Raw genomic sequence first — 20,948 nt, 5'->3', positions numbered from 1 at the left:
CATTATGTTTCGGAAAGTCAAGATTTTGTTATTATTTATGATATACTGGTACCGTAATTATATCCTTACAGAGGTTAAGTAAGGGTTTCAGTACACGTCAATAGATGTCAAAATATTGATTTTAAGCGATTTTTGATTTTTGGAAACTCATTATATCGCACTACAAATCAATAAAAACTGTACCTTTTTTAGATAAATATATTATCTGGATATTGAAGTTAAGCCCTGCTGTCATTTCGATGGCAGGGCTTTTTAATATTTGGTACACTAACTTCTTATCTATATTTTGGTGGATTTTAAGTTGACATCTACAAAGTTTAATGTTAGAATACATTCAAAAATATATTTGAATGAGGTATTTTATGATTCAAAATGTTGTTACTTCAATAATCCTGTATTCTGGGACAGCCGTAGACTTACTTATTATCCTAATGTTATTTTTTGCCAAAAGAAAAAGCAGAAAAGACATCATTAACATCTATTTAGGACAATTTCTAGGCTCTGTTAGTCTAATATTGCTAAGTTTGCTTTTTGCATTTGTCTTAAATTATATTCCTAGTAAAGAGATTTTAGGTTTACTCGGTTTGATTCCAATTTTCCTAGGTCTCAAAGTTTTGCTTTTAGGAGATTCTGATGGAGAAGCTATTGCCAAAGAAGGTTTGCGCAAAGATAATAAAAACCTGATATTTCTAGTCGCTATGATTACTTTTGCAAGTTGTGGTGCTGACAATATTGGTGTCTTTGTTCCATATTTTACTACCTTAAATTTAGCAAATTTGATAGTAGCTTTACTTACCTTTCTAGTCATGATTTATCTCTTGGTTTTTTCTGCCCAAAAATTGGCACAAGTCTCTTCTGTTGGAGAAATTTTGGAAAAATATAGCAGATGGTTTATTGCCGTTGTTTATTTAGGATTGGGGATATATATCCTGATTGAAAATAACAGTTTTGACATACTATGGACTATATTAGGCTAGGAGAAAATATTATGAAAAAAGATAGTATCTGCCAAGTGAATGTTATAAATCAGCAAAATATTACAACCGCAACGAACTACCTTGAAAAGGAAAAAGTCCAAAAATCACTTCGCATTTTAACAAAATTTACCGATAATAAACAGATAAATATCATCTTCTATCTTCTTGCTGTTGAAGAACTCTGTGTCTGTGATATAGCCTGTTTACTAAATCTCAGTATGGCATCTACTTCCCACCATCTTCGTAAACTAGCCAATCAAAACATCTTGGGCACTAGAAGAGAGGGGAAAATTATATATTATTTTATAAAAGATGAGGAAATCAGGGATTTTTTTAATCAACTAGGATAACAACTATTTTTACTACTTTTCCATGATTCTAGGGAGCTACTCTATGAAATTTTTTGATGAAAATTACTCACAAGAAATAATATATAGAACTGTTTAAATATCTTCAGGATAGAAAAAGAAATTGTCCAGGCACGAAGAAACTGTATATTTGTTGCTAAACTGTACATCATCTTTATGATACAGTATTTCGTATTTCTCAACTACATAAGCTCCGAAAACTAAAATGTGATAACCCTTTGATAACCTCTCGATTTTCAAAAGGATTATATATGTAAATATTGAGGATTTATCTCTTAAAATTACTCGATTTTAGTGATAATTTACCATAAATATCATAATGTAGAAAAAACCAGGTCTTAAGAAAGCTCGTAAAGCTAGCCAGTTCTCTAAACGTTAAGAAACGGCTACAATACAGCATTTATCAACACTTCATGGTTCACACCATGGGGTGTTTTTTGATGTTTTTTTAGCAAAATTCACACCATTACTTTTTAAGGTTACGGTAGGCAAATTCACCAACGGCCATAGGAACTACATTAGAAGTGTTGACATAAATCTGAGTTGTACCTGTATCGCTATGTGTTAGAGCTTCTGAAATGTCCTCTAGTGATGTGCCAAATTGTTTGGCAAGAGTTGCACCCGTATGACGTAATTTATGAGGTGTAGCGTGTGTTAGTTCTGGATGACGTGAGGTAGTCAGAGTGTAGTGGACCGTTAACATTGCTCTTCATATCGATATAAGTAAAGACATACTGTTCATCAGATTGGATAATTCCAAATTTTGCTAGTTCTCTTTTTTGTTGCTTTTCCCATGACTGAAGTAAATCAGTTAGTTCAACAGGAATTCGGGAAATTGTTTTTTATTTCCTTAGGTTGGTATTAGTAATAGACTTCCTGCGAAACAAAAATATGATACAATAAAACTATGAATTATGAATCAAGTAAAGTATTAAGTGATGCACGATTTAAGCGCCTTGTTGGTGTTCAGCGCACTACTTTTGAAGAGATGTTAGCTGTGTTAAAAACAGCTTATCAACGTAAACACGCGAAAGGTGGACGAACCCCTAAGTTAAGCCTAGATGACCTCCTCATGGCTACTCTTCAATATATGCGAGAATACCGCACTTATGAACAAATTGCGGCTGATTTTGGTATTCACGAAAGCAACTTAATCCGTCAGAGTCAATGGGTTGAAGCAACTCTTATTCAAAATGGTTTTACGATTTCAAAAACTCATCTTAGTGCTGAGGATACGGTGATTGTGGATGCAACAGAGGTAAAAATCAATCGTCCTAAAAAAATCAACTAGCCAATTATTCTGGTAAAAAGAAATGTCATGCTATGAAGGCTCAGGCGATTGTCACAAGCCAAGGGAGAATTGTTTCTTTGGATATTGCAGTGAACTATTGCCACGATATGAAGTTGTTCAAAATGAGTCGCAGAAACATCGGACAAGCTGGTAAAATCTTAGCAGACAGTGGTTATCAAGGGATCATGAAGATGTATTCACAAACGCAAACTCCGAGGAAATCAAGTAAACTTAAGCCACTAACTCTTAAAGATAAATCCTATAATCATGTGCTATCTAAAGAGAGAATCAAGGTTGAGAATATTTTTGCCAAAGTAAAAACGTTTAAAATGTTTTCAACAAGCTATCGAAATCGACGTAAACGCTTTGGATTACGAATGAATTTGATTGCTGGAATTATCAATCGTGAACTAGGATTTTAGTTTCGCAGGAAGTCTAATAAAAGCCATTAATTATATATCAAATACAATCTATACTACTTATCAGTTAGTAAAAGATTTAAAAGATTTGACTAGTGAAACGATTGCTAGCGAGGTTCAGGATATGAGTGAAGAGCTACTCAAAAGAGATATTGCAATTGATAGTAGCCTAGTTCATTATGATGACGGTCTTCTTTTGGGAAGTTTAATCAATATTGAGGATAGCCAAGGAACACGACGAGTGTTATCTAATTTATCATATGAACTAACGCTTATGCATTTTTCACAGTTTCATCAAGGTTATGAGGTAGTTGGTATTTTACAATCTTTGCGACAAAAGTAATTGAGTTATTTATTAAGCAAATTATGATGATTGGAGTAATTGTGCTGAGAAATAATATAAAACGCAATCAACTTTTAAATTGATTGCGTTCTGTTTAGTTTTATTCTTTTCCATAAAGGTAACGACTAGCAATTAACCAAGTAGCAATATACATTATCACGTTAACCAAAAATGCGATAACGATGACTATATTCCAATCATGGGATAAATTAGTAGTTACAATCCCCATAATTGTTGTACCAAAAAGTCCACCAATCTGTTTGTTAGCGTTTAGAGTTGCACCAGCAATTCCAGATAATTCTTGACCAGCAGCTTCCATAAGAATGGTTGTAGTTGCTGGAGTTAACACTCCGATACCTAGACTCATTAAAGAAAATAAAGGAATTAGGATGTATAGTTGAATTTCATGAAAAAGAACTCCAATTCCAAAAATTCCTGCTGCTCCTACAATGGCAAAAATAATTGAGACAGTAGCGAGGCTTCCCACGGAAAATCGTTTTACAGCATGTGCGTAAAATAAATTACCAATAATTAAGACAATCATTCCTGGTAGAATGAGGAGTCCAGAAACCATTGAGGAAAGGTTTAAATAAGTTTGAAAATAGAGTCCTAGCACCAAAACAATGCCATATAGTGAAATGTTAACTACTAAACCTAATAGATTAGAGACAATAAACTTAGCATTTTTTAATAGTTGGTGGGGAACAATAGGTGCTTTACTTTTTTTATCGTGGACTACTAAACCAATAGCAAATAATATAAATAGGAGAAGAAACAATAAAAGATTTGAGTTACTATAACCATATTGATTCCCTTCAACAAGGTAAATAACTAGACTTCCGATAGTTGTAACCAGAAATATATTACTAAAGATGTCAATTCTGGTCTTTAGATTGGCAATATTATTTTTCACGAGAAGTAATATTGAAATTACTGTCAAAATTCCAAATGGAATATTGACCAAGAAAATACCCCTCCATCCGAAGTAGTTAATTATTAGTCCACCAATAAAAGAACCAGTACCGGTTGCAACAGAAATAATTGCTGTCCAGATTCCTAACATACGTGCTCTTTTAGTAGAATCGGGGTATGAAATGAATAAAAGTGCTAATGAACTTGGCATAAACAAAGAAGCACCGAAACCTTGAATGAATCTAAGTATAATTAATGTTTCAATATTTGGTGAAAAAGAGCACCCAAACGAGGATAGTGTAAAAATTGTCATTCCAATTAATAAAATTCGTTTAGCACCATATTTTGTTGTTAGATTTCCTGAAAGTAGGAGTAAAGACCCTAAAGCTAGTGTATAGGCGTTAATAATCCAAATGGATTGCTCTAATGAGACGCTCATAGCTGTTTCAATATGGGGAACAGCAAGAACCACTCCGGTTGTATCTAGGACCGCCATAATGTATCCTAGTGAAAGAATAAAAAGTAGATAAGCTGGCGCTTTTGTATTTGTTTTTTTCATCAATCTTCCTCCGTTATTTCATCAAACCAATTTTCATTTATCAATAGAGGACGACCAAAAGCAAGTAAATCAAACCCTCCTTCTTTAAAATCAGAAACTAAATTATTCGAGTAAAAAATTTGTGCCTTTTTCCTTTGTAAATGAAGATATGACATTTTAGGTTGTGATGTTATTTCTGTAATAAGTGTTGGAATATCTTTGTATAGAATTTCAGGTGAACCTATGCCTCCAGTTGTTATTGTAGGCTTATTTGCAATTTTTTTCACCCAGTATGATAAATTGCCTGATTTTCCAGTGACAGCAGAATCTGTATAGTTTATTTCAGAGCAGTCAAAGATATCAACACCTGCATTTGAAATTGGTATTATGATTTGTTTTAATTCCTCTAAAGTTTTTGCTAATTTTGCAGTAGGATCATAACTTTTAAAATTTGATAGGCGAATGAAAATCGGAAAATTGTCCCCAACAACTTTTCTACATTCCTTAATAACTCTTTCTGCAAAGTAAGTTCTATTTTTAAAACCAAACTCATCAGTTCTCTGGTTGGTCTCTGCTGTTAAAAAATCATGAATTAAACTACCGTGTGCAGCATGAATATCAACTCCATCAAAACCAGATATTTGAGCTTTTCTGGCGGCTTCAGCAAATTTTTGGACAATAAGGTTAATTTCTTCAACTGATAAAGGTGACCCCACTTTCTTTTTTCCAATGTATCCAGATGGAGTAGAGACCTTAAGAGATAAATCAGTTTTTGAAAATGCTCTTGAACTCCCACTATGCCAAAGCTCAGCAATAGCCTTACTTTTTTCTTGGTGAATTGCCTTGGTTACTTGTTTCCATACCTCAATATCACGACTGGTTGAAATATTTGGTATATTTTCATTGTTAGTAGCAGTTTCATGCTCAATATTTATAGCGCCTATAATAAATAGCCCTACATTTTTTGCTCTTCGCTTATAGAACTCGGCAATTTCTGGTTTGGGAACACCACTTTCTACAAATCCTGTTGGAACTGGATTCATTACAATCCGATTTCTTAAAGATAGTTGGGATGTCTCAAACTTGGAAAAGAGGATATTTCTCAAATCTTTATCCATATTATTTACCCTCCTGAACGATATTATAGTTTTGCGCTTCCTTTTTTGCTAAAGAAACTGCTTGTTCAATACTTATTACAGGTTTTAGTTGATAAATTTCTGAAATCTTCTGGAGTCTTTCCTCGATAGTACCGCCCACGATATGGTAAGGAATTTTTAATTCATCCAGTGTTATTAATAGCAAATCGTTTGAGCGTTTTCTAAATAATTCTGACACAGGACGATGGCCATCTGGAGCTAAAGGAAATTCAATAGGCAAATGTACAAATGATTCATAAGTTTCTTTAGCATAGTCTTTTGCAACAGACCCAAAATTTTTCATAACTTCTCTAAGATATTTGAGGTCATCAGTTAAAATAATATTTCCTTTATCTGTCTCTTGGTTGGGATTCATTCCTAATTCGGTTCTCACCATACCGTATACCCATTCATGTAAAGAGGAGCCATCAGAAACAAAAGAGTCAAGATGAGACTCCCTAACTGCTCGCTCCATTAGACGACGAATTCCTAATTGAACCAGCTCAGGACCAGTGGCGTCTTCTAATCTTTTTCCGGGTAAAGCTATGGGAAGAATCTCTCTCATAGTTTTTGCGTGTGTACGTGGTAAACCAGTATAAAAAGCTAGTGCTAAAGTTGTTGTCGTTTTTCCTGTCGAATAAGTTCCTGAAATTGCTATTTTCATATTAGTCCTCTTTCTATTTATCTTATAGCTCTTGAGCCACGGAATATATCAATGTTGACTCTCCAAGTTTTGAAATCATATCACTAACTCGAACATTCTTTCCTTTTAAAGGTACTATTTTAGTTTTTAGAACTTGAACTTTAATGTTGCCTTCACTTAACTGTGAATCGTTTGAAAGGTTGCGTAGGATTTTAATTTTACGCATTATCAATGTTTTCGAAAATTCTCTAGGGGTTCTGTCCAAATATGAATGTAACACTTCCGTAAGTTCAGCTGTTACAATTATATGGTCTAAGATAGATGGTAATCTCTTTTTCAAGAGATGTGCTGATTCAATACCACTAAATTTATCTGAATAGGAAAAAGAAGTAGTAGCTGAAATAGAATTTAATTCTGTTTTCACCGAAATATCAGTTAGTTTGGTATCAACTGTTTTAAAGTTTGAAAAATAGTAATCTTCTCCAGAATTTATTTTAAGTTGTTTTGAGTCATCAAATAAATCGACAACTAATTCAACCGAAAACTAATTCAACCGAAAACGAAGCTATCCTTCCCTTGAAGGATAGCTTATCATCAGATGATAAGCTCAATTTTGCTGTAACATTTTTCAAATCTTCTACAAGAGATTTTCCTGCTTTTACCGAGAAACTAGAAATTAGAGCATTATTGATTGTGTCCTCTTCTATGACTAATTCTTCTCTAAGAAAATCGCTGACTAGTTTCACAGCAAGTACAATAGAATCTAAAGAGCTAAAATGTGGTTTTATTGACTCAATATTTTTCTTAGTTGACCAACTCTTCGGATAGTTGATTTCAAATACTGACTCAATTCCTTCAAAAGCAATATATTTAACTTTCTGAAAATATTTTACTTGAGTATATCCAGTATCAAAGTATCATCCATCAGCGCAACCGAGAATATCGTCAATACGGTCAAACTTAGTTATAATATCCATAGTAATTTCCCCTTTCAAGTGATATAATTAATTTATCATGTAATTATTTATGAAACAAGAAGGGAAAAAAAGTATAGTAACTATCAAAAAAGGAGGAAATGAATGGAGACTTGCAAGATGCAACCTTTGAAAAAATCAATTTGTCCAGCAAGAAGGGTCTTGAATTTACTAAAGGGTAAATTTACTCTTGAGATTTTATCTGAAATTATTAATGGTAATATACATTATGGTAGTCTTTTGCGTAGTGTAGAAGGTATTAATCCTAGAATATTAGCTCAACGGTTACATGATTTCGAGCAAGAAGGTATTTTATCAAGAAAAGTTTTACCGACATCGCCTCCACAGGTTGAATATAAAATGACAAAAAAAGGTATTGCTCTAAGAAGTATCGTTGAAGAAATGAAAAAATGGGAGCAAACTTATAGAAATTAGATTGAATTTACATAATTTATTATTAATATTTTTCTATAAAATAGAAAATGTAATTCTGAAAGATTTGGTAATCTTGTTAATCAAAGCAACGTAAAAACCTAGTTCAAATGTGTGACTAGGGTTTTTTGGCTCTATAATTTTTATCGTGGGTAAGACCATAGGTAAAAACAGGCAAAATAAAAAATCATCTAAATAGTGGTGTGAACTTTTTGGTAAAATCTAGCTCAATTCGTGTATTTTTAGGGTAAAATTCACACCACTCAATTGAAAGTTACTCAAATTAGATGAAATATTTCTTTCTGAAAACGTGGGGAAACATTGATATTAAGCATATACTGAAGGTTATTCAAATCATAGTTTTTCCAACCAGGTCTTAAGAAAGCTCGTAAAGCATCACAATTTAGTAAACGTTAATCAATACGACTATATCAACGTTTCAAAGCACTCAAAAGTTTACCTTATGGGTGCTTTTTTCTATACTTTCTAAAAAAATTTGCCCTAAAATTACCCTACTTGTTTTTAAGATGTTGGTAGGCAACTTGTCCAGCAGATAATGGAACTATGTTTGAAGCATTAACATAAGTTTTAGTTGTAATTGTATCGCTATGAGTTAATGCTTCAGAAATGGCTTCTAAGCTCATTCATGCCTTTTTAGCAAGTGTCGCTCCTGTATGTCGTAATTTATGAGGTGTAGCATGTTTAAGTTCTGGATGACGACGTTTGACAGATTTCATTTTATTATTAAGATAGTCAGAGTGTAGAGGGCTATTAACATTACCCTTCATATCGATATAAGTAAAGACATATTGTTCATCGGATTGGATAATTCCAAACTTTGATAGTTCAGCCTTTTGATGTTTTTCCTAAGAGGTAAGAAGCTGAAGTAAGTCATTAGAAATAGAGAAAATAGGCTAGCACAAACCCTATTTCAGTAGAAAATGAAGGAAATATTTCCATAATAAAACGCATAATATCAAGTTTCTTCAACACCTGATATTATGCGTGTTTAGGATTTTAAAGCCTGATTATTCAGTCTTTTTTCTTTATAGTTCCGTTTAATTCCTAGCTTCATTAATTCTATAGAGGTTCATCGTCTTGAGTAATAATATTGTTTTCAGAAGTTATAGATTCCATTTTATCCTTCAAGTGTCAGTGTTCTCAATTCCTTATATCTTGCTAGGACTTAGGGAGAATCATTGATAACAGACTGTTACAAATCTAGTTAGCTGAATGATTTATATTTATCTATTTTTCTAGCAACCAATCTATGATATTTTTCTTCTCAATACCATTGTAATTGGCTGTTGGCTGAATCGTATCCATTGTTAATAGATATTTGGGGAATTGATCCTTAATGGCTTCTAGTGGTCTAAGTTCTCTTTCTAATGTTTCTGGAGCAAGTGTTGTTTCACTGACTTGATAATAAGCGTAGTGACCAAGATCAGTTACAACAACAAAATCAACCTCATATTTATCTAAATTACCAACATATACTTGTGAATATTTACGTCTCAATTCCAAATAGACAATATTTTCCAAGATATGGCCAATATCTTCTTTGTGGTCTGGTAATAAGAGATGTCGTAAACCTAAATCAACGGGATAATATTTTTCTAAGCGTTGTAATAATGCTCGACCTTTTACATCAAAACGTGGAACGGAATAAAAAAGTAAACTGTCTGTCAAAGTTGTCAAATAATTTTCCAAAGTATTGTGGGATATTGAAACATTTTGGCTAACTAGGGTATTGCGAATCTTATTTGTTGATATTAAGCTACCTGTACTACTGAGAAGGGTTCGAACAATGCGTTCAATAATCGTAGGATTTGGATTTCCCAATCTAGTGACAATATCATTTAACAGTATTGAGTTATATATTCCTCTGAGATAGTCAATTTTTTCAGCGTAAGATGATGTTTGCAATAAGTAAGGGAAAGCACTAAAGAGATAATTGTTAAAAATTTCTGTTGTATTCAGATTTTCTGAGAGAGATTGACCTGATAGGTATTCTTCAAATGACAATGGAAGAACTTCTATCTCAACATACCGACCAGTCAAGTTTGTTGCTAATTGGCTACTCATAAAGTAGGCGTTTGATCCAGTCAAATAGAGGTCTACATTTGCTAAGATGAATAGACTATCTGCTACTAGCTCAAATTTTTCAACATGTTGAATTTCATCTAAAAAGATATAGTATGTTCTCTCTCCAACTAACTGCTCTTTTATATAAGCATATAATGTTTGAAAATGTCGCAGGTCATAATAACTCAGATCTTCAAAATTGATGGATATGATTTGATCTTCGTCGACTCCAGTTGCTAGTAACTCTTCTTTATATAGTTGAAAGAGAACAGATTTACCAGCTCGTCTAACTCCACTCACAACTTTGATGATTTGTCGGTCACGATGTCTTCTTAAAAAATCTAAATAATGTGGTCTTTTAATATAGTTCATAATAGATACCTCAAAGATAGTATAATACAAATAGTAATTATTTTCAAATATTTAGAAATAATATTTAATTTGTTTAATTGTTTTCAATTTGTTATAAATAATATCTAGAACTATTTAAATATCTTCAGGATAGAAAACGAAATTGTACTGGCACGAAGAAACTGTACATTTGTTGCTAAACTGTACATCATCTATATGATACAGTAATTCATATTTCTCAATTACATAAGTTCCGAAAACTAAAAAAGTGATAACCCTTTGATAACCTCTCGATTTTTAAAAGGGTTATATATGTAAAGATTGAGGATTTATCTCTTAAAATTACTTGATTTTAGTGATAATTTACCATAAATATCATGATGTAGAAAAAACCAGGTCTTAAGAAAGCTCGTAAAGCATCACAATTTAGTAAACGTTAATTTGAAAGAATTACGATACTTACAGAGAGCACCTTTCGGGGTGTTCTTTTTTATATTTTCATACTAAATTGGTAATTGGATCTTTATTTGATATTTTTTAATTGAAGATAAAGCGGAAACTAATCTAAATAGATTTTTCCAAAAAATTTTCTAAAAGAAACAGAATTTGTTTGATATTTGTTTGAAAATTCTGTAAAATAAGTTATTATATTTTTTAAGGAGAATATATATGGAAAAACAGAAAACATTTTTTGGACAACCTATTGGCTTGTCCACCCTCTTCTTTACAGAGATGTGGGAGCGCTTTTCTTACTATGGGATGCGAGCTATCCTACTTTATTATATGTACTATAGTGTACAAGATGGTGGGTTGGGGATGGATAAGACCACAGCTGCATCGGTTATGGCGATTTATGGCTCGCTGGTATTTTTATCCTCTGTTGTCGGTGGTTTTGTCAGTGACCGTATTTTAGGAAGCCGTAAGACCGTCTTTTACGGTGGTATTCTGATTATGCTAGGGCATATTGCTTTGGCAACACCTTTTGGACAAGTGGCTCTCTATCTTTCTATTGCCTTGATTATCTTTGGAACTGGATTTTTAAAACCCAATATCTCAGATATGGTTGGGGGAATTTATGAGAAAGAGGATGATAGACGGGATGCAGGTTTTAGTATCTTTGTCTTTGGTATTAACTTAGGTGCCTTCGTTGCCCCTTATCTAGTGGGGTATCTAGGTCAGGAAGTCAATTTCCATCTAGGTTTCTCATTAGCTGCCATTGGGATGTTCTTTGGTCTGGTGAAGTATGTGATGGATGGGAAGAAATACCTGCCTGAATCAAGTCTTTACCCCACTGATCCACTTTCACAGAAGGAACAGCAGACCTTGATTAAACGCTTGCTGATTGCACTTGTCATGGTTATTCTGGTGGTTCTAGGTTTGGTCTTTACTCACCAATTTAACGTGGACATGATTGTTAATATCTTTACAGTGATTGCGGTAATCATTCCAATCTACTATTTCTTCAAAATTTTATCTAGTCAGAAAATAACTGCCACTGAGAGATCTCGAGTATTTGCCTACATTCCTCTATTTATCGCTGGAGTACTCTTCTGGTCTATTGAGGAGCAGGGTTCTGTTGTTCTTGCTCTATTTGCAGATGATCAAACTCGACTTTACTTTAATGTATTTGGAAATCAGATTCATTTCCCATCTAGCTTTTTCCAAAGTATCAATCCACTTTTCATTATGATTTATGTGCCGATTTTTGCGTGGTTGTGGGGGAAAATGGGTAAAAATCAACCGTCCTCTTCTAAGAAATTTGCTTACGGTTTATTTGCGGCAGGTCTATCCTTCTTGTGGATGATGTTACCAGGGATGCTCTTTGGGACAGATGTTAAAGTCAGTCCTTTCTGGTTGATTATGAGTTGGGCTATTGTGATTGTGGGGGAAATGTTGATTTCGCCTATTGGTCTATCAGTCACTACTAAGCTAGCACCAAAATCCTTCCAAGCACAAATGATGTCTATCTGGTTCTTGAGTAATGCTGCTGCCCAAGCTATCAATGCTCAAATTGTAAAATTTTATACAAGCGAAACGGAAGTCGCTTACTATGGAATTGTTGGAGGAATTACGATTGTATTCAGTATTATCTTATTCTTCTACGTTCCACGTATTGAAAAACTAATGTCTGGTATCAAATAGAGAAAAACTGGAATTTCTGTATGATTCTAAAAGTTAGATTAATTATTTATTAAAAGGATTTAGTTCTGTATGGTACAGGGCTAAGTCCTTTTAGTTTGATGAAAACTCACGATGTTTCTGATATTACTAGTAGACATTTGTTCACTTTTTCTATTTAATACTCAATTATATTCAAAAAGCAACCTTGTCCATTGTCTGCTGACAGTGGACTTTAAAACATTTTTTTCCAATCCTTGAATAACTTCTTGAAGCTTATCAATGACAGCTTCCAATGTTGGGAAAGCCTTATTTTTAAAACCTCGTTTTTGAATTTCTTTCCAGACTTATTCAATAGGGTTCATTTCTGGTGTATAAGGTGGGATAAAAGCCAAGTCAATATTACTTGGAATCTCCAAGGTACTTGATTTATGCCATATAGCATTATCCATTACAAGTAACATATAGTCATCTGGATAAGCTTGTGAGACTTGCCGTAGAAATTCATTCGTCCACTCAGTATTGCATCCTCCGGCAATGAGGAAAAAGGAATCTCCTGTCTGAGCATCTACTGCCCCATAACAATAGCGATATTCTCGTATATAATGACTAGGAATGCTAGGTCGGATTCCTTGAGGAGCCCAACAAGAACTCATCTTACTAATTCTTCCGAAACCAGCTTCATCTTGGTACATCAAACGTACTTTGTTATAAGTCCCCTTCTCTTTAAAGCGCTTACTTAAGGTCTCGAATGTAGATTTTATTTTTAGACGTCTCAATTGTCTGAGCGTCTGCCTTCTTGGGATGTTCAGGTCTGGGAGTGACCGTTCGCCAACCATGGCGTTTCAAGAGATAATAAAAACCATCACGTGTAGAAGTGCGACCAATCTCTTTTTGATAGGCTTCGAATAACTGATTGACAGTCACAAATTCCCCAGCCTGAGCAGCTTCTATATGACGTTTTAGAAATGCTTGTTCTTCTTCGTAAGTCAGATATTCTCGATGACGTCCACCACGGGTCTCTTGAAGAAGAGCTTCTAAACCAAACTCCTTGTATTTTTTCAAATTCCTCCAAACAGTTGTTTTATTGCAATCTAGCAGATCCATGATTTCCTTATAACTCTTTCCTTTTGAGCGAAAATAAATAATCTGTAGACGTTTATGATATTTGGCGTACAATGAATCTCGCAGGAGTTTTTCAATTTTCTGTATTTCTTCGTTTGTAAGTTTCATAACTACTATTATAAGATGGTTTTTGATTTTAGGCTAGTATTATTTTGTTATTTCTTGCTCACTAGCTTCTCAGCAAAAACGTTGGGAGCAGGTGCGACAGAATTTCCATTCAGCGAAGTATCTGATAAGAAAATAGGATTAACTGCTTTAACAAGAGCATCTTCTGGAAAGACAGTGGTAGAAGCAGGTGTGATAACGTGGAAGGCACCATGAGTTTCACTATTTAGAATATGTCTTTGGTACTTTCCTTCTTTACCAAAGACATAACGAGGGGCGTTTCCTAATTTTTCGTAGTAAGTTAGACCGATAAATTCTGGTTTCATTTTTAAAGTTTCTGGGATCATAAGTTTTTTCCTTTCTGATTGTAAAATAAAAAGAGTTAAGCTGGTAGCTTCACTCTTGAGTAGTAGTGAGTAGAGAGTTTACATTTAAACAAATTCTACTTCAGCATGAGAAAATCCTGTAACAAGTGATTTCTTTGCTAAAGACTCTAAGTTATTCAAAGCTTGAGTGTATAGTTGTGCGATTAGTTTATCAGATGAACTGAAGATTCTATAAGTAAATGTGTAATTATCGTAAAGTCTTTGACATGTAGTGCGAAAAAAGTTTATCATAGTTTCCTCCTTTATTGTAAAAGTAAAAAAGCTACTAAGAAAAAGAATACATAGTAGCTTTAGAGTGAGTCTATCGAGGTAGATAGACAGCAGTAAAGAAAAGTTATTTGGTTGAAGGCACTCTCCTTCACGGTGGCAACGTTTAGCAAGGTGCTTTGCATCAATTACCATAGCTTTCCCAGCCAATCTCAATAGGTAGTCATTATCATACCCATTGGGTTCTCTTACGCCCTTTGGCGAAGCCAGTTCACTTTACTATTCGGAAAAGTGCGAAAGTCCGAAATGCGTGGAAGTCCACAAAAAATGTTTTAAATCTTCACCTAAACCATCAAACAGATTTGATTTTTCTTTCCAAAACATTTACAATAAGGGTAGGAAGTTTATGTGTTGTTCTGACGATCAGTCCTCTGGTTGTCAGACGCACTTTTTATTTAATTTTCAAAAATCGTGATGCTGAATATTAGGCATTATTATTTTTAACAACAGTATAACCAATAGCTATATTTGTCAAGAGGTTTTTGAAAAAATTCTTTAAAAATTTTTAAGAGGAACATGATGGATTTTTCGGAACGTTTAAAAAATCTAAGAAAACAAGCAAACTTTACTCAAGTTGAAGTTGCTGAAAAATTAGGAATTTCTCAACCTGCTTACGCTTCATGGGAGCGTAGCGTCACAAAACCAACACAAGAAAATCTTGTTAAGATTGCACAAGTTTTAAATGCGTCCGTGGATTATCTAGTTGGAAACTTAGAAGGAAAATCAGATAAACTAGATAATATTGAATTGCTTTTCCGTATGAAGTCAAAAGGACTGAGCGAAGAAGAAAAAGAAATCTTCAAAAAAGAGTTGATTGAATTTATGGAGGAGAGAAAGCATTATTTTATAGTTGCTTAGTTTTAAACGAGCATGTTATAATAAAGCTATGGCATATAGTACAGATTTTAAACAAGGAGCATTAGATTACATCAAAGAGGGACACAGCCATGTCGAGGCAGCCAAAGTTTTTGATGTTGGCGTCAGAACTCTCTTCACTTGGGAAAAGAAAGACGTGAACAAGGACACTTAGAGCGGAAAAAGCGAGTCGTCAAAAAGCGGAAAATCCCTTTAGAGGAATTGAAAGCCTTTGTAGAGGCTCATCCAGACGCTTTTTTACGGGAAATTGCGGCACATTTTGATTGTGCTGTCCCTTCAGTATGGGCAGCTTTAAAGCAGATTAAGGTCACTTAAAAAAGACGACTAGCTTTAAGGAACAAAATCCAGAGAAAGTTGCTGAGTTTCTTGATATTTTGAATAGCCTAAAAGATTTACCAGTCGTATATATTGATGAAACAGGATTCGACCGCTACCTCTATCGTCCTTATGCACGGGCTCCTAGAGGGGAGAAAGTCTATGAAAAGATTAGCGGACGGCGTTTTGAGCGGACTTCAATTATTGCAGGACAAGTAGACGGAGAGTTTATAGTTCCCATGATTTACAAGGAAAACATGACGAGTGACTTCTTTGTGGAGTGGTTCAAAACGCAACTCCTGCCTGCTTTGAAGACACCTCATGTCATTGTCATGGACAATGCTAGTTTTCATCCCAAGAACATTTTGGATGAACTTTGCATTCAAGATAAACACTTTTTCTTACCTCTATCACCTTATTCACCAGATTTGAATCCTATTGAGCAAGCTTGGGCTATATTGAAAAAGAAAGTGACGGATTTATTAAGGGAAGTCCCAAATATTTTTGAATGTTTGGAGCGCTTTTTTAAAACTAAATGACTATAATAAGTCAGATGATTTGAAATTAAATTATGATAGTAATAATTAAATAAAGGAATCAAACAAATTGAATGAAAGACTTCAGAAGATGATTAAATCATTTTTCTTTGATACGAAGAGAAAGTGGAGTGTTTAAATTGTTAAAGGATAAGGAAGAAAATATGAAAAAATTACATAAATCTTATTTTAAAAATAATGGATTTATAATTTTTTGTTTGAGTCAATTAATTTTATTGTTAATAAGTATTGGATTACGATTTTATGTGCAAAACAATGTTTCCCTTCAGGTTGCTTTCTCAATATTGATAATTTTTGATGAAATATTATGTATCACGGTGTTTTTAAAGTATTTTCGTCGAAAAAATGTGATTGGTGAAAAAGGAAAGATAAAGGAAGAATGTCGGAATACTATTTTTTCTTGGTATTTAAAAAGATTGTTATTATTATTTCTTGTATATGTAGGATTAAACATATGTATTTCTATTCTTTTTTCTAATATAGCTATTCTAGCTATTCTAAATAAGTATGTTTTGGTGATTTTTGAATTAATCTTATATATAGAAGTAATTTTAGCTGGTGTAATTTTAGCAGTTGAAGTCTTTCTTAGATACAGGTATGTACTTCTGTGGGGGTTAATTTTCACTTTACTAAGTTATGATGATTTTGGTACGTTTTTAGTATCAACATTGTATGTTGGATTAATTAGTTGGTTGATTAGTAGTGAGTCGATAGCTTATTTTCAAATCGAGTTTGCTATATTAGCAAATAAAGATATTGCAACTGACAATCAAACAAAGAAATTTTTTTCTAAAGTCAAATCACAAATGATTTTTCTTTTAATCTCTTTTAATTTAAGTTCTATATTGACTAGAGAGCTTCTTAGAATAAATAAAATTTTAGAAGCACTAAGAGATTTTTGTAGGCAGACTTATATACTTGCAGTTAATGATGTAGAAACTCAAGATAGAGTGATTTATATTCTTGTTAAATTTATTCTAATATTTTTAATATACATTGCCACGAAGTATGCTGTAAATCAAATGTTCCAAAAAGGTAGTTTTTATACCCTTCCAATAAATACTAGAATTTTTAATAAATATGATGAGTTATTTATAGTAGAATATAGCAAAGTTTTGGGAAACTATTCTTCAGGAAAAATCAAATATAAAAAATACTATTTATCGAGATTATTTAGATATATTGAACTTACTCATGAAAAATATATTTATGTTTGTTTTGATAATGATAGTATTTTTGATTACTATGTTTCGACTAGTTTATATAAAATATTAGATAAAGAATCTCAAGTAAAATATCAAAAGTTTAAAACAAAAAAATTAATGAAACAGATAAATATTCTGAATAAAGCAATGGAAAACCTAAGCTATTCTTCTTAAGTGGACAAATATATCCACTTTTTTTGTACAATAAAATTAACCAAATTAGTTTAGTATCTTATTTCGTACTAAAGGAGGTATTATTCTTTGAATGAATTTTATACTAGAGTAAGTACTACTACAAAACAAATATTATATCAGTACATAAAAGATAATAATGAAAGTAGTAGGATATCTATTAATCTTCTCTTAGTCTTTGCCTCCTTTTTATTTTTGATACTTTTATTTTACCAAAGTAGTGTCTATTCTAATGGAAAAACATGAAGATGTCTATTATAATAGAAAAATAAACTTTCGGGAAAATAACGATTTTTGAAAAGTTTATAGTATATTCACTGCAAATGGACACTATATTCTTTTTAAAGCAAAATAGTATCTTTCTGCATATTTGACATTCGTTTTTTTCTATTATATACTATAACTGAAAAAAGACTGAAATTGATGTGACACACCTAAAAAAACATTAATCAAATGATTCTTATCCGTGGTTTAAAGAGGTTGAATCAATAGTGCTAATTTTTAGATATAAATTAGATTGCTGTATATGTGTTGATAACTTAAGCAGATGATTCATTAAATTGATAGAATATTTGGAGAAATAGCCATGAGTAGTAAAGAGTACGGTAGTTATAACTTTAGAGAGGGTTTTAAAATTGAAGAAGGTAATTTTAAAAATTTGTTACCTACTTCAATAATTAAACATGAATTTACTCATTATAAAAGTTTTGTCTTTAGCATTTTTGGGACTTTTTATCGAATGTGGAGTAAGCTTTTAGATCATCCAGAATTAAGGAGAAGTAAGCCATTATTCGATCATTTACAGAAATATTTTGACAAAATGCAAGAACAAGCTGCAACTTATAATGAAATAGTTGATGAACTTTCTAAACTGGATGAAAGTGAGTATGATGACTATCTAACAAATTTCAGAGATAGCAATAAAAAATATTACAAATACTTTAATGCAATGAGGAAAAATTCAAACGGTGTTCTTGGAACTCTTCATATAAAAAAAATTAATGCTGCCAAAAATACGGATAAACTTCATGAATTAATAGATACGATTCTTTTTTTAAGTTTTTCAATTGATATTAAACAATTTAATTTCGAAAAATGGCAAAAAATTACTGATATCGATTCAGATATGACAACAAATGAACAGCTAAATCCTAACAAGAGATTTCAAATAATTCTAAATAATCTAATCTATGATTCACAAAGAAATTGCATTACACTTGATATAGAATCACTAAATGAAACTTTAAGAATTGCTGATCCTTCTGACTATAATACATTGGATGCTTATCATCAAATTTTTGAGAGATTATTTGGTAAAAAATATTCATTACAGATGTTGATTCTCATAAGCAAGTCGGGAGTTGAGACAGATGAAAGTATATTTAAGGATGAAGTTTTGATGGCTTACCCGAGTTTACCTATATTTAGACCCACAGAAAATTTATTTTTGAACCCAATTAAATTTTTAGATGCAAATAAAGTCCTAGGTCAAAAGGGAAATTATAAATATGCTCAGATCATTACTCAAAATTATTTTACATCTTGGGCCATTCACCTAATTAATGAAACGAAAATGGTAATTATCCAAGATGTAAATAGGATGTTATCAGCTATGCTTCTGCTTAATCAATTGATAAAACAATTTGATTTAACCGTAACGACTAGTTCTAAATTACCCTTTGAAATTTTGAATCAAATAGAGTATGATGTGTTTGTTTTCATGACTCGTCCAATTAGTGAAAACTTAAAATATATAAATGATGAATATAGAGATGGGTATTATAACATTGTAAAGAATAATGATATGAATTTCTTGTTAGTAAAAAAGAACAGAATTATGTTAATTCAACCATTGATAGCTAGTCAAATTGATTTAGTCAAAAGTAGACTAGAGCAAATTGCAAATAAGAACTTCTTAATGTCTTTGTCAAGCAAAGCATTTGAATCTATTGATTTGTACTTTATGGATAGACAATTGAATGCCGATGATAAAATGATCGACAAATTTTTTAGTAATCTTAATAAAGCGAATGATGAATATTTGAGGTTAAGAAATACTTGATTTTTCCATATTTGTATGAATTATGATCACCAACGATTATTTTTCAATATCAAAAAATGTTTTTTAAAGTGGAAGATATCCTCCGGGAGAAAGGGGTACATGAACAGTTTGAGTAGGAAAATGGAAAAATCACTGGTCATATGATGATTGCGACGACAGAAATACCACCTGAATTAGGAATTGATAAAAATAGTGGTAGTATGAGTGCTTTTTGTGATTCCTTTGATTTCTATGATATGATGGTTGGGCTTGCATTCGATTTAGATACAATGGAACTTATTCCTCAAATGTGGTTTACTCCTCAGACTGATAATGCTGTGGAACCATCTAGTGAATGGGGAGAATTTCTTGTAAAAACTCTATGTGAGAATATGTATGAAGAGAGTTTTGGAGTACCAATATATAGTTTTGTAAATAATCATAGTGACCTTACAATTATTCCGACTAAACTATAAAACAGAAATGGGAAGATATTTAATAAACATGATTACAACTTAGATCATAACTATTGTAGTGATGATTTAAAAAGGCAACACTTTTCTGTACAAGATTTATAAAGTATATTGATTTAATTCATCAATATCATTGTAATGGGTATTTGATTAAGATTTTTTTGAAATCTAGCTATTGTTTTATGCTCTTCCTTTTTCTCTACTTATATTTCTAAAATAGTAAAGAAAGCTGATAGAATAAGGTTTATAAATGTATTATTTAACTTTCACTGAACTAAGCTGTTCCCCTATTTAGAATATATTGATTCATATTTTATGAAATTAATCAGTAGATATCGTTCTGAAAAGCCTTGATATTAAGCTGTTTTTAGTCCGGCTGAAACCCATACTTTCCAAACCAGGTCTTAAGAAAGCTCGTAAAGCATCACAATTTAGTAAACGTTAATTCAAAAGAATTACGATACTTACAGAGAGCACCTTTCGGGCAATGTCATTAAGTTAGTGATCTAACTACTTGAATAGGAGGCGTGATTGAGGTTATCAAAGTGATTCTCTATCCTATCTTCTATTTTTTTGCATGACAAATAAAGGTTTTTTCACCCTATTTTTTGAGATTTATGTTACTCTATAGATGAAATCAACTACCGATTGGGCCTTTATCTTTCTTGGATATTTTCGATTCGGTCGAATAATAGATAAGTGTTTCTTGAGGTAGTTTTTCAACTGGAGGGAAGAAAGGGAACCGTTAAAAAACAAACGGCAGGCATAAGCCGCATCTGAGAAGCACACTTTATATCTTTGTTTTTACGACTACTGTCG

Annotated in this window: 18 protein-coding genes and 6 pseudogenes; 12 read left to right on the top strand and 12 right to left on the bottom strand. The window is 32.4% G+C overall.

Annotated features, from left to right (window positions below; translation table 11 throughout):
• Window positions 1–160: 160 nt before the first annotated feature.
• Entirely contained in the window at window positions 161–334 is a 174-nt protein-coding gene (locus SK629_RS12725) for a FanG protein (RefSeq protein ID WP_071788300.1), read from the bottom strand.
• A 28-nt stretch (window positions 335–362) separates the two neighbouring features.
• On the opposite strand from SK629_RS12725, the gene SK629_RS09280 reads away from it, so the two are divergent.
• Window positions 363–977 (top strand): CadD family cadmium resistance transporter, encoded by a 615-nt coding sequence (locus SK629_RS09280; protein ID WP_000615750.1) that lies wholly within the window; start codon window positions 363–365, stop codon window positions 975–977.
• Window positions 978–988: 11 nt separating this feature from the next.
• A complete protein-coding gene (gene cadX / locus SK629_RS09275; protein WP_000711088.1) occupies window positions 989–1,327 on the top strand; it encodes a Cd(II)/Zn(II)-sensing metalloregulatory transcriptional regulator CadX in 339 nt (112 codons plus the stop codon).
• A gap of 484 nt (window positions 1,328–1,811) precedes the next feature.
• Here cadX and SK629_RS09270 read toward each other — a convergent pair.
• Window positions 1,812–2,187 (bottom strand): annotated as a pseudogene (locus SK629_RS09270) (tyrosine-type recombinase/integrase); the annotation flags it as partial.
• A gap of 65 nt (window positions 2,188–2,252) precedes the next feature.
• Here SK629_RS09270 and SK629_RS11750 point away from each other — a divergent pair.
• Window positions 2,253–3,058, top strand: a protein-coding gene (locus SK629_RS11750; RefSeq protein WP_152639385.1) for an IS5 family transposase whose coding sequence is annotated in 2 segments (ribosomal slippage) — window positions 2,253–2,627 and window positions 2,630–3,058 — 804 coding nt in all. Because the reading frame shifts where the segments join, the coding sequence is not laid out codon by codon here.
• A gap of 121 nt (window positions 3,059–3,179) precedes the next feature.
• Window positions 3,180–3,398 carry a hypothetical protein gene (locus tag SK629_RS09255; protein WP_152639384.1) on the top strand — a complete coding sequence of 73 codons (219 nt, stop codon included), beginning with the start codon at window positions 3,180–3,182 and terminating at the stop codon, window positions 3,396–3,398.
• A gap of 100 nt (window positions 3,399–3,498) precedes the next feature.
• Here the strand turns inward: SK629_RS09255 and SK629_RS09250 are convergent, their stop codons facing one another.
• From SK629_RS09250 to SK629_RS12850, 5 genes are read right to left on the bottom strand one after another with little or no spacing between them, the layout of a single operon-like run.
• Window positions 3,499–4,869, bottom strand: coding sequence for an MFS transporter (locus tag SK629_RS09250; RefSeq protein ID WP_042901635.1), 1,371 nt, complete (start codon window positions 4,867–4,869; stop codon window positions 3,499–3,501).
• Window positions 4,869–5,966, bottom strand: a complete 1,098-nt coding sequence (locus tag SK629_RS09245; RefSeq protein ID WP_042901634.1) for an NADH-dependent flavin oxidoreductase Oye family protein — start codon at window positions 5,964–5,966, stop codon at window positions 4,869–4,871. Before SK629_RS09245 ends, SK629_RS09250 begins: the two co-directional genes overlap by 1 nt.
• Before the next feature lies 1 nt (window position 5,967).
• Window positions 5,968–6,648 (bottom strand): AAA family ATPase, encoded by a 681-nt coding sequence (locus SK629_RS09240; protein ID WP_000684424.1) that lies wholly within the window; start codon window positions 6,646–6,648, stop codon window positions 5,968–5,970.
• A 22-nt stretch (window positions 6,649–6,670) separates the two neighbouring features.
• The gene (locus SK629_RS12855) at window positions 6,671–7,120 is read right to left on the bottom strand and encodes an AvrD family protein (RefSeq protein WP_265182589.1); all 450 of its coding nucleotides are present in this window, start codon (window positions 7,118–7,120) and stop codon (window positions 6,671–6,673) included.
• Between the two features lie 40 nt (window positions 7,121–7,160).
• Window positions 7,161–7,415, bottom strand: coding sequence for an AvrD family protein (locus tag SK629_RS12850; RefSeq protein ID WP_265182588.1), 255 nt, complete (start codon window positions 7,413–7,415; stop codon window positions 7,161–7,163).
• Window positions 7,416–7,706: 291 nt separating this feature from the next.
• On the opposite strand from SK629_RS12850, the gene SK629_RS09230 reads away from it, so the two are divergent.
• Window positions 7,707–8,036, top strand: a complete 330-nt coding sequence (locus SK629_RS09230) for a winged helix-turn-helix transcriptional regulator (protein WP_000447029.1) — start codon at window positions 7,707–7,709, stop codon at window positions 8,034–8,036.
• A 509-nt stretch (window positions 8,037–8,545) separates the two neighbouring features.
• Here the strand turns inward: SK629_RS09230 and SK629_RS12720 are convergent.
• Together SK629_RS12720 and SK629_RS09220 are read right to left on the bottom strand one after the other, a co-directional pair.
• Window positions 8,546–8,941, bottom strand: a pseudogene (locus SK629_RS12720) (tyrosine-type recombinase/integrase); the annotation flags it as partial.
• A gap of 340 nt (window positions 8,942–9,281) precedes the next feature.
• Complete coding sequence (locus SK629_RS09220) at window positions 9,282–10,490, bottom strand: ATP-binding protein (protein ID WP_042901633.1); 1,209 nt, start codon at window positions 10,488–10,490, stop codon at window positions 9,282–9,284.
• Between the two features lie 648 nt (window positions 10,491–11,138).
• Between SK629_RS09220 and SK629_RS09215 the strand changes: the two genes are divergently transcribed.
• Window positions 11,139–12,611, top strand: a complete 1,473-nt coding sequence (locus SK629_RS09215; RefSeq protein WP_042901632.1) for a peptide MFS transporter — start codon at window positions 11,139–11,141, stop codon at window positions 12,609–12,611.
• A gap of 161 nt (window positions 12,612–12,772) precedes the next feature.
• On the opposite strand, the pseudogene SK629_RS11740 reads toward SK629_RS09215, so the two are convergent.
• Window positions 12,773–13,820 (bottom strand): annotated as a pseudogene (locus SK629_RS11740) (IS630 family transposase).
• A gap of 47 nt (window positions 13,821–13,867) precedes the next feature.
• Window positions 13,868–14,164, bottom strand: a complete 297-nt coding sequence (locus tag SK629_RS09200; RefSeq protein ID WP_042901629.1) for a hypothetical protein — start codon at window positions 14,162–14,164, stop codon at window positions 13,868–13,870.
• An 825-nt stretch (window positions 14,165–14,989) separates the two neighbouring features.
• Between SK629_RS09200 and SK629_RS09190 the strand changes: the two genes are divergently transcribed.
• The 6 genes and pseudogenes from SK629_RS09190 to SK629_RS13020 form a co-directional block, all read left to right on the top strand.
• Window positions 14,990–15,328: a helix-turn-helix domain-containing protein gene (locus SK629_RS09190; RefSeq protein ID WP_042901627.1), complete on the top strand. Its 339-nt coding sequence runs from the start codon at window positions 14,990–14,992 to the stop codon at window positions 15,326–15,328.
• A gap of 28 nt (window positions 15,329–15,356) precedes the next feature.
• Window positions 15,357–16,200, top strand: a pseudogene (locus SK629_RS12715) (IS630 family transposase).
• Window positions 16,201–16,361: 161 nt separating this feature from the next.
• On the top strand, window positions 16,362–17,597 hold the full coding sequence (locus SK629_RS09170; protein ID WP_042901624.1) for a hypothetical protein: 1,236 nt from the start codon (window positions 16,362–16,364) through the stop codon (window positions 17,595–17,597).
• 604 nt (window positions 17,598–18,201) lie between these two features.
• Window positions 18,202–19,677 (top strand): hypothetical protein, encoded by a 1,476-nt coding sequence (locus SK629_RS09165; RefSeq protein WP_042901623.1) that lies wholly within the window; start codon window positions 18,202–18,204, stop codon window positions 19,675–19,677.
• 140 nt (window positions 19,678–19,817) lie between these two features.
• Window positions 19,818–20,132, top strand: a complete 315-nt coding sequence (locus SK629_RS09160) for a hypothetical protein (protein WP_235219624.1) — start codon at window positions 19,818–19,820, stop codon at window positions 20,130–20,132.
• 334 nt (window positions 20,133–20,466) lie between these two features.
• Window positions 20,467–20,574, top strand: a pseudogene (locus tag SK629_RS13020) (30S ribosomal protein S9); the annotation flags it as partial.
• 170 nt (window positions 20,575–20,744) lie between these two features.
• Here the strand turns inward: SK629_RS13020 and SK629_RS12710 are convergent.
• Window positions 20,745–20,933: pseudogene (locus tag SK629_RS12710) on the bottom strand (IS4 family transposase); the annotation flags it as partial.
• Window positions 20,934–20,948 lie beyond the last annotated feature (15 nt).

The sequence above is a fragment of the Streptococcus mitis genome, from assembly GCF_000722695.1.
Taxonomy (GTDB): Bacteria; Bacillota; Bacilli; order Lactobacillales; family Streptococcaceae; genus Streptococcus; species Streptococcus mitis_O.
Note: the sequence above shows the minus strand (reverse complement) of the source record. Positions and strands in the feature narration are given on the sequence as shown.

Excerpts from the sequence above, each read along its gene's own strand:
- SK629_RS12725 (WP_071788300.1), bottom strand. The coding sequence starts at position 334 with ATGTATTCTAACATTAAACTTTGTAGATGTCAACTTAAAATCCACCAA.
- SK629_RS09280 (WP_000615750.1), top strand. The coding sequence starts at position 363 with ATGATTCAAAATGTTGTTACTTCAATAATCCTGTATTCTGGGACAGCC.
- cadX (WP_000711088.1), top strand. The coding sequence starts at position 989 with ATGAAAAAAGATAGTATCTGCCAAGTGAATGTTATAAATCAGCAAAAT.
- SK629_RS09255 (WP_152639384.1), top strand. The coding sequence starts at position 3,180 with ATGAGTGAAGAGCTACTCAAAAGAGATATTGCAATTGATAGTAGCCTA.
- SK629_RS09250 (WP_042901635.1), bottom strand. The coding sequence starts at position 4,869 with ATGAAAAAAACAAATACAAAAGCGCCAGCTTATCTACTTTTTATTCTT.
- SK629_RS09245 (WP_042901634.1), bottom strand. The coding sequence starts at position 5,966 with ATGGATAAAGATTTGAGAAATATCCTCTTTTCCAAGTTTGAGACATCC.
- SK629_RS09240 (WP_000684424.1), bottom strand. The coding sequence starts at position 6,648 with ATGAAAATAGCAATTTCAGGAACTTATTCGACAGGAAAAACGACAACA.
- SK629_RS09230 (WP_000447029.1), top strand. The coding sequence starts at position 7,707 with ATGGAGACTTGCAAGATGCAACCTTTGAAAAAATCAATTTGTCCAGCA.
- SK629_RS09220 (WP_042901633.1), bottom strand. The coding sequence starts at position 10,490 with ATGAACTATATTAAAAGACCACATTATTTAGATTTTTTAAGAAGACAT.
- SK629_RS09215 (WP_042901632.1), top strand. The coding sequence starts at position 11,139 with ATGGAAAAACAGAAAACATTTTTTGGACAACCTATTGGCTTGTCCACC.
- SK629_RS09200 (WP_042901629.1), bottom strand. The coding sequence starts at position 14,164 with ATGATCCCAGAAACTTTAAAAATGAAACCAGAATTTATCGGTCTAACT.
- SK629_RS09190 (WP_042901627.1), top strand. The coding sequence starts at position 14,990 with ATGGATTTTTCGGAACGTTTAAAAAATCTAAGAAAACAAGCAAACTTT.
- SK629_RS09170 (WP_042901624.1), top strand. The coding sequence starts at position 16,362 with ATGAAAAAATTACATAAATCTTATTTTAAAAATAATGGATTTATAATT.
- SK629_RS09165 (WP_042901623.1), top strand. The coding sequence starts at position 18,202 with ATGAGTAGTAAAGAGTACGGTAGTTATAACTTTAGAGAGGGTTTTAAA.
- SK629_RS09160 (WP_235219624.1), top strand. The coding sequence starts at position 19,818 with ATGATGATTGCGACGACAGAAATACCACCTGAATTAGGAATTGATAAA.